This is a genomic window from Streptococcus himalayensis, assembly GCF_001708305.1.
GTDB lineage: Bacteria > Bacillota > Bacilli > Lactobacillales > Streptococcaceae > Streptococcus > Streptococcus himalayensis.
Window position 1 is genome coordinate 461,194 of the sequence record NZ_CP016953.1, and the last position, 8,807, is coordinate 470,000.

The 8,807-nt window shown below is 38.8% G+C and carries 6 protein-coding genes (1 of these 6 running past the window's edge); 5 read left to right on the top strand and 1 reads right to left on the bottom strand.

The genetic code is table 11. From position 1 onward, the window contains the following. Positions 1-318 precede the first annotated feature (318 nt). Positions 319-3,771: an SEC10/PgrA surface exclusion domain-containing protein gene (locus tag BFM96_RS02175; protein ID WP_068989768.1), complete on the bottom strand. Its 3,453-nt coding sequence runs from the start codon at positions 3,769-3,771 to the stop codon at positions 319-321. 151 nt (positions 3,772-3,922) lie between these two features. On the opposite strand from BFM96_RS02175, the gene BFM96_RS02180 reads away from it, so the two are divergent. The 5 genes from BFM96_RS02180 to BFM96_RS02200 all read left to right on the top strand — a co-directional run. After that, positions 3,923-4,249: a helix-turn-helix domain-containing protein gene (locus BFM96_RS02180; protein WP_068989771.1), complete on the top strand. Its 327-nt coding sequence runs from the start codon at positions 3,923-3,925 to the stop codon at positions 4,247-4,249. Positions 4,250-5,295: 1,046 nt separating this feature from the next. Beyond that, positions 5,296-6,603, top strand: coding sequence for a site-specific integrase (locus tag BFM96_RS11310; protein WP_223245865.1), 1,308 nt, complete (start codon positions 5,296-5,298; stop codon positions 6,601-6,603). A 101-nt stretch (positions 6,604-6,704) separates the two neighbouring features. Further along, the gene (locus tag BFM96_RS02190) at positions 6,705-7,043 is read left to right on the top strand and encodes a DUF771 domain-containing protein (RefSeq protein ID WP_068989773.1); all 339 of its coding nucleotides are present in this window, start codon (positions 6,705-6,707) and stop codon (positions 7,041-7,043) included. Between the two features lie 56 nt (positions 7,044-7,099). Then, on the top strand, positions 7,100-8,230 hold the full coding sequence (locus tag BFM96_RS02195; protein ID WP_068989780.1) for a site-specific integrase: 1,131 nt from the start codon (positions 7,100-7,102) through the stop codon (positions 8,228-8,230). A 197-nt stretch (positions 8,231-8,427) separates the two neighbouring features. Beyond that, positions 8,428-8,807 carry the start of an ISL3 family transposase gene (locus tag BFM96_RS02200; RefSeq protein ID WP_068988908.1) on the top strand. It continues 877 nt past the right edge of the window, so only the first 380 of its 1,257 coding nucleotides appear in the window; it begins with the start codon at positions 8,428-8,430; the stop codon falls past the right edge of the window.

Genomic DNA, 8,807 nt, shown 5'->3' on the forward strand with positions numbered 1-8,807 from the left:
GTTACATTAAATATAGAAAGGTTGACCAACTATTGACCAAAAATACACTTCGTTTTCACTGACTTTAAAGTAGGGATTCACTGCAATTCAATAAATTACAGAAACATTGATTTTAAATTATTTTTGTAATCATAATTTTCAGTTAAGAAAGTCGCAAAAACACCAACTTTGATTTTCATTAAGTATAACTTATCATAAAAATCTAAAAGCAAGAGTCTTAAAAATTAGCTCTTGCTTTTAGTTTCTCTTATTTTTCTACCTATCATCTATAAATGACTATTTCCAAGATGCTTTACTGCTTATCAAATCAATCATTGGCTAATATACTTTTTTATTTTTGTTTCTCTTCATAGTAACCAGTCCTAGACTTGATGCAACAGCTCCCAGAGCCATTAGAGCGACATTTCCTTTTGCCCCTGTTTCTGGCAATTTTTGATATCTTTCTTTACGAGAGTAAGATTGAGTCTGTACTTCACTTCCTTCTACACGTCCAGGCTCTACAGGAGCTGGCACTGGTTTAGCTGGCTTAGGATTTTCTACTGGAGGGAGCACTTCCTTACCGTTGTTATCAGCGTTTTCTTCCTCTTCTTCCTTCACCAAGGTAGATAAATCAAGTGTTGGAAGGTCATCACGGAAGGCAGGTGCTCCAAGATTGAAGTTTGGTTTTTTAGCTGGTTTTTCCACCTCTATCTCAGAGTCTGGTTTAGTTTCTGGAGCAGTTGGTTCTTTTGGTTTGTCGTCAGGTTTCACCTCAGGTTGGGTAGGTTCGTTCTTCTCTTTTTCCGCCTGTGCTTTTTCAGCTTGCTCTTTGGCTAGTTTTTCTGCTGCTTCCTTCTCACGAGCCAAGCGGGCTGCTTCAGCCTTAACTTTTGCTTCTTCTTCCGCCTTGATTTTTGCTTCAGCTTCTAGGCGGGCTTTCTCGGCAGCGTCTTTTTCTGCTTGTGCTTTAGCTTCGGCTTCTTTGCGTTCCTTTTCCAAGCGGTCTGCCTCAGCTTTAGCCTCGGCTTCTTTGCGTTCCTTTTCCAAGCGGTCTGCCTCGGCTTTAGCTTTGGCTTCTTTTGCAGCTGTTTCTTTAGCGAGGCGTTCTGCTTCTAGTCTAGCTGCTTCTTCCTTTGCTTTCTTTTCCGCTTCAAGGCGAGCCTTCTCTGCTAACTCTTTTGCGAGGCGTTCTGCTTCGGCTTTCGCTTTAGCTTCGGCTGCTAGTTTTTCAGCCTCTGCCTTTGCTTTGGCATCTTGCTCTGCTTTGAGACGAGCTTCTTCTGCCTTGCGTTCTGCTTCAAGGCGTTCTTTTTCTAAACGGTCCGCTTCGGCTTTAGCTGCTAGGTAGTCCTGATAAGCCTTATACTGGCTTTCTACCACCTTCAAGTTGTTCACTGCCTTGTCATAGTTAGCTTGTGCTGCATTCTTTTCTTGTGTAAGGGTTGCGACTTGAGCTTTCGCTATGTCAAGTGCCTGTTTTGCCTGTTCTGCTTCTCTTTGAAGAGGTTGTAATTCTGCCTGTAGAGTAGCTAGTTTTTGGGCGTTGGCTTCTGCTGTAGCAAGAGTTGTTTGAGCAGCCTTGAGGGCAGACTCAGCCTGTGTGAGTTCCGTTTGAGCTGTCTTAAGAGCCGCTTTCTTCTCAAGAAGCGCAGCTTCTTTATCCGCAAGGGTGCGATTGGCATCTGTAAGAACAGTTTGTGCCTGTGTAAGAGCTTGACCTTTAGAAGCTACACTCGCTTGACTGGTTGCGACATCTGCCTGTGCCAAAGTGAGGGCTTTTTGTGCAGCGGTGAGAGTTGCTTCTTTTTGGGCTAGGTCTGTCTTAGCGGTCGCAAGTTCAGCTTGAGCAGCCCCTACAGCACCTTGCGCTGTTGCAAGGTTCGCTTTTGCCGTGTCTAATGCTCGCTGAGCGGCTGGTGTTTGCACAGGAGTAGCCTCAGCTTTTGCTAGTTCACTTTGGGCTGTCCGGAGACTAGCTTGTGCTCTTTGGAGTTTAGACTCTGCATTTTCCAAAGCAGCTTGTGCAGGAGCTAGTTGACTGTGAGCAGTCGCTAATTTCCCTTCTGCTGTCGCTACTTTAGCTTCCAAGGCTTCTTTTGAAATGGGGTTGGCAATTGGGGTACCGGCATACTCTGGTTTAGCTGGACCATCTGTAAATTCAAGCAGGTAACCTGAGTTCTTTGAACCGGTATATCCAGACAAACCAAAGTACTGGTCTCCTTTACGGGCTTCCCGGAACTTAGCATCTAGGTTGGTAAGGGAGATGGCATGACCGAAATGTTGGAATTGCAAATAATCAACAAGCACCATGTGTTTTATAAACAAAGCTACTTGACCTTTTAACTCTGTCATCGTATAATTGTCATTAAAGATATCTGTTTGGGGGGACAAGTCTTCGTCTAAAGCTTGTCCTGTCCGATCTTTTACTCGGATGATGGCTGGGATATCATGTCCTTTTTCCGAATCCCAGTCATCCGCCAAGTATTCTTTGGCAATCATATCCGCAATCTTCATAGACCCTGTTGAAATGAGGGCTTTTGAAGCAATGCCCATTTGTGCCCGCAAATCATTAATGATTGTTTGAGCGAATTGAGCTAATTCTAAGCGATCGGCATCCGTTAGGTCATTTAACCCATTCCCGTTTTTAGAAATCACGACTCGTTGATTAGACTCAATAGCATCAAGAGATGTGCGCAATTTTCGCAAATATTTCCCATCGATACTCTCTTTGTTTAAGCGACGAGACTCCGCTTCCAACACCTTCCAAATCCGGTTCATCTCGGTGGTGTCCTTGGTCACATAGCGGGCTTCGTAGAATTTCACCAAGTTTTCTTTATAGGTGTCGGACAGTTTGATGGTAAAGATAGAACCAAGGGCTTGTTTTGCCTTATCTAGTTCTGCTTGAGCAGATGAGATGTGATGTTGGATTGCTGTAAGATTGCTGCTTGCGGCAGTTTTTTCATGTTCAGCAGTTGAGACTTGGGCTTGGCTTGTTGCTACTTGATTTTGAGCAGTGGTGATGGCAGCTGCTCGTTTGACATCTGCTGCTTTGGCATCAGCTACCTTTGCTTGAGCCGTTGCCACTTCATTTTCTTTAGCAGTCACCTCTTGAGTAGCTTGGGCTACTTTTTTTTCTGCCTCAGCTACCGTTGATTTAGCTGTGTTGACTTGGTTTTGAGCAGTTGTTGCAGTAGCTTGAGCCGTCTTTTCATCAGCGAGGTCTTGAGCGAGTTGCTTTTCTGCCTGTGCTTTAGCAGTGGTAGCATTTGCTACTGCCTTCTCTGCGTTTTGAACAGCTGTTGTGCTTCCTGCTACTTCATTTTCAAGGGTGCTAACAGCCATTTGATTGTTCTTAACTTGGTCTTGCTTTGTCGTAACTGCTTGCGTAGCCGTTGCTACTTCTTTCTCAGCTGTAGGAACAGGTGTTGCCGCCGCTTCATGTTCTGCGGTAGTCACTTCCGCCTCTTTTGCTTCAAGAGCTTGACTGGCACTGGTATAGCTTGCTTCAGCGGCAGGAAGCGTTTGTTCTGCGGTGGCAAGATTGCTTTGTGCTTGGTTGAGGGCAGACTCAGCAGTGGCTACTTGATCTTTTGCTTGATTGACATCGTTTTCTGTTACTTCGGTCGTTGCATTAGTAACAACCGCAGCATTGTTTGCTGCTTCATCCGCATGCACTTCTACCGTTGCGACAGTAGTTAGCATTCCAATCGCAAGAACCCCTACTGCTCCGTAGGCTTTCAGTTTGCGGATAAACCCATGGCTTTTGTTAGTTGTGTGTGTATTTGTTGACATATCTCTGTACCTCGTTTGTTCCAAAAACTATTTTTTAAGGCTATTTTATCATTTAAAACAGTTTTTTACAACTGTTTAGGTAAAGAACAGTTTTTTATGGTGGTTTGTTTTATCAAATATTATATGTATGATATATTTTAGAGGTACAATCATGGATAACAAACTACAAGAATACATCTCAAAACGAATACGCCTACTACGAATCCAAAAAGGGATAACACAAATGGAGCTAGAAGAAAAGGCTGGCCTCGGCTATAACTATATCTACAAACTGGAGAATAAGCCTAATAATATAACACTCTCAACTTTGTCAAAGGTTATGGAAGCATTAGAAATAGATATTACAACATTTTTTGATATAGAATTCACCCCAGATAGCGATATAGAAGACTTAATTCTTTTACTGAATGATTTACCTAAACGTAAACGAAAAGAGGTTATTCAAGCTATCAATTCACTCGTCCGAACCTTAAAATAGTATTCTTTTATTTTATAACAAAAATAGCAGCTACCGATATGGTGCTGCTTTTTGGTGCTTTAGAATTAAATAAGTGTTTCATTGCTATTTTCTTATACAATTTTTACAAGAAATTATACAGAGAAGAAAGAATTTATTTTTTTTGCGAGCTTTAGCTAGCAGGTTTTGCGCGGTTCGCAAAACATCGGTTCGCTAGAACCGACAGCGAGGAAAAAAGAAAACGCAGAGCTTTCTTTTTGGGCTGCAAGCCTACGTGTTTAGCGCTGAGTAACGACAGTTTACTCACGCTAAACACGTAAATCCTCAAAATCTAGATTATCTCTATAAATGTATCCAGTTAACGTAGTAATATAGGCAGGGAATCGCAAAACGCCCTGCCTTTTCCTATTTTCTAAGCAATATCGTTTTATTCATTACAGTCATGAGCTTATTTTATGGACTTTTATATTAGACCACGATTACAAATAAAATGGAGAACTATCATGTCCCATTTTTTAGTCCAAAATGGTTCTTTTACTATACCAATATTCACAAAAATACGGTCTTATACCTTTTCCATTGTTTTTAATATTCATGGATAAAATACGATTCCAATTTTTAAACAAATATGGACATCTTTCCTATGCCATCATCTAAGAAATTATGCTCTAACCTAAACTTCCTTTTTAGATAACACGAAATTTCAATAAGTTCATTGCAATTTTTAGAAAATTGTTCCTCCCAGTTTTCATTTTAAACTGGAATAACGTAATTTTTTATCCATTTGATTTTTTTGTTTTAGTTTTTCTGGCATAGTAATAATGAAAAGATTGAATAAGTAGAGTTAGTAATGTTCTGGTGATATTGTTTCATCGGAACAAAAGGAGGAAACAGTTCGATTTCATATTCGTGAGATTCTGTTCATTCAATAAAACAACTCATTTATTCAATCAGAATATAAAATTAAGAAAGGAATTTTAGAAAATATTTTTGTAGAAAAAACTTATTTTTTAAGCTAGAAAAAATACACAACGTAATGATAAAGGAGGAAACAATCACACAGTTAATTGTCTAACAAAGGTTTACGAATAGCGAAGCCAAAGCAAGAAATCGTTCATTTAATTGAAAAAGAAGAAAAAGAAAATACGTTATCAGATGTATTTTATGTATATTCAAGCTCTCGAATCGAAATTGAGCATTGGAGTAGTCTTCTCCAATCAAAAAAATACAAAGAACACCTGCCGCAACAGGGAGATTCTGTTTTCGAAAGTATCGCGTTAATCGAAAACACCTCAACCATTGGTTTAATAAGAAAGGAGTTTATCATGGGCAAAAAAAGACGGTCACGTTCAGATCGAAACCAACATCGCAAACAGGCCATCGCAAAGCAAATTGAAGCATTGAACACCCCAGAAGGACGTTTTGAGTTTGTCAATGCAAAAGGACTCTCAAATTTAAAAGCACGTTATAAAAAGGGAAAGGGAATCAAGAGAAATGAAGCGAAAAAAACTGGTAAAGATATCGAATTGATTCACAGTTTCTGTACTCTTCAAAAATATGCTGGTTCGTGGAAATGCTTCGCAACATGGTTTTCTACGCACATTTCTTCAAAACGATTAATACAATTAGACAGTTTTGAAAAAGATATAGAGGGTTGGACAGAAATCGTTAATCAATATCTTCAGTTTTGCATAGAAAATGAACTTGCTCCAAACACACAAGCAAGCTATAAATCTGCCATTGCCAAAGTTCTTGGTATATCCTCAACATCGTTCATTCCAACTCAGCCAAGAACACGTGCAAGTCGCACAAATAATCGTCTATTCGATAGAGACGAACGTTTGTCTGATAAAAATAACGAGTATTGGCATAAAGTGGTTTCTGCGACTGGCTTGCGTAAGAAAGAATTGATGAATATTACTGGTGACGCAATGCAACGTGGTCGAAATGGTCGTTGGTATTTAAATATCAATGGCCATAAACATCAAACAAAAGGCCGCAGAGACCGCTGGGCTCCAATCATGCCAACAAGCAAAGAGGAAGAAGACTGGCTTGTAGAAATATTTAGACGAGCGGGTAAACGAAAGGTATTTCAAGTACCGAAAGATTTAATTTTGGATGATTTTGATGGAAAAAAAGTTCCAACGGCATTAAAACCGCACAAATACAGAGCTGAATATGCGGAACGTGTTTATTTAAACGTAGTACGTGATATTTCTAAAATTAAAAATAGAAAAGAAATCATTTATTTACGTAAGGAGTTGGCAGGAATTGCATTAGATCGTGTCGCATGTAAAATTGTGACAAAAGCTTTGGGACATAATCGTCCTGATGAATTTCCAAAATCATACGCTTATAAGCTGTTGAAACGCTAATATAAATTTTTTTAAACAGCTATTTTTTATCAATTTTACTTTCATTCAAACGTTTTTATGGCATACTTCTTATAACAAAAAACGAAAGGAATGGATAACATATGGATACTATTACAATCAATATCGAAGGTTTAACTGTCACTCTTCCAGAAACACATATCCTTGTTTCTCGGGAGGATTACAAAAAGCTAGAAAACAAAGCAGCAATGGGACGATATATGAGCTTATCAGATGTTTTAGAACTGCTTTCAATCTCTCGGCCGTGGTTGCTTGAGAATGTGCTTTACAAGCCCAATATTCGCAAAGACATTGACATTGAGCAGAATCCCAATGGTTTTGTAAAATACCCTCACAATCAGGGCGGGAAATATCTCTTTCTAGCTTCAAAAACAAAAGAATTCTTTGAGCAGAATTTTTCTGACTTATTAAAAGGAAAATGATATAATAGCCAGGACGAATGTCTTGGTTATCATTTTCTACAAGAAAGGATAATACAATGGCAATATCTTATAGACAAAGAGGTAAAAAGAAAACTTGGGATTATCGCATTTTCGATAAAAACAAGATAGTCGTAGCGTCTAATTCTGGCTTCAAAACAAAAAAAGAAGCCATCTTGGAAGCTACACAAATTGAATTAGAACTCTTACAAGGCAACACGATTGATTCATCTGTATCCCTTTATCAACTCTGGAAAAGTTGGTACCACCTTCAAATCAAACCGTTAAAAAAAAGTGATGGAACCATAAACCATCACCTTCATAGGGGTAAGCTTATCTCAGAGTATTTCAACGACAAACCAGTTATTGAAATAAAAGCTAGCGATTATCAAGAATTTATCAATAATTATGCTAAAAGAGTTGGAAAAGACACTGTACGACGCTTGAATGCAGAAGTTCGTAAAGTGGTGCGATTTGCCAAACGTGACAAACTCTCCATTACCGATTTTACAGATGGGGTTATCATCACTGGAAAATCTAGCCGTAAAATCAAGGAACAAAAAGCTATTACAAGTACAAAAGATTATCATAAATTACTTGCCGCTTTAAAATCCAATATTGAAAAGCAGTTTAATAGTATTGATTATCTGCTATATGTTCAACTAAAAACAGGTCTACGGTTCGGAGAAGTTTTGGGATTAACTTGGGATTGTATCCACTATGATACCAAAGAAATCTACACTTATAGGCGATATGACCCACGTAGACAAGAATGGCGACCACCAAAAACCGATACATCTGTCCGACATATTCCAATTGATTTAGAAACCCTAGAGTTATTGAAAAAATTAAAACAGCTACAAATTCGGGAACAGAGAGATTCGAACATTAAAAACCTGAATGATTTTGTTTTCTACAATTTATTTGAAGGTGTTCCAAGTAACCATTCTGTTAATAAACACCTTCGAGAATTACTAAATCATCTACAAATTACACCTTACGACCTATCTTCTACTGGCATCCGACATACCTATGCCAGTATCATGTTAGCCTATGATATTGATATCTGGGTTATCGCTACGAATATGGGGCATAAGGATATTACTCAGATTACTAAAACCTATGGTCATTTGATTAAAGAAAAAGCAGAGAAAGAAAACAATCGTATTCGTGAGTTATTAGCTTCATAATTTTTTTCTGAAAAAGTTGACCAAAAATTGACCAAAATTGAAAAAGACCTTGATTTCTCAAGGTCAAATATTCGGCTCTATAATATCTGTAGTGGGTAAATCCACTGTAGAGATTATGGAGCCTTTTTCAGTGTAGAAAAAAAGTCCCATATGACCTATAATGAAAAGCGATAAAACCATCATTTAGAAAGACTCATATGGAACAACTAAATCTTATCACAAATTTTCTCAAAATGAAAGACAAAAATATCACGATCACTAATGAATGCGACATGGGAACTCACTTAGAACTCCACGGTCACTTGGATTACACAGCCCCTAAATGCCCTTCCTGCAAGGGACAAATGGCTAAGTATGACTTCCAGAAAGCCTCTAAAATCCCCTACTTAGAAACTGCTGGCTACCCACTACTTATCCGCCTTCGAAAGCGTCGTTTCAAGTGCAAGGAATGTGGGAAAATGGCGGTCGCTGAAACTCCTATTGTTAAGAAGAACCATCAAATCTCTGTCGCTGTCAACCAGAAAATCGCACAATTACTCATCGAAAAGCAAGCAATGACACATATCGCACACAGACT

Coding starts and splice junctions, on each gene's coding strand:
- BFM96_RS02175 (WP_068989768.1), bottom strand. CDS start 3,771: ATGTCAACAAATACACACACAACTAACAAAAGCCATGGGTTTATCCGC.
- BFM96_RS02180 (WP_068989771.1), top strand. CDS start 3,923: ATGGATAACAAACTACAAGAATACATCTCAAAACGAATACGCCTACTA.
- BFM96_RS02190 (WP_068989773.1), top strand. CDS start 6,705: ATGGATACTATTACAATCAATATCGAAGGTTTAACTGTCACTCTTCCA.
- BFM96_RS02195 (WP_068989780.1), top strand. CDS start 7,100: ATGGCAATATCTTATAGACAAAGAGGTAAAAAGAAAACTTGGGATTAT.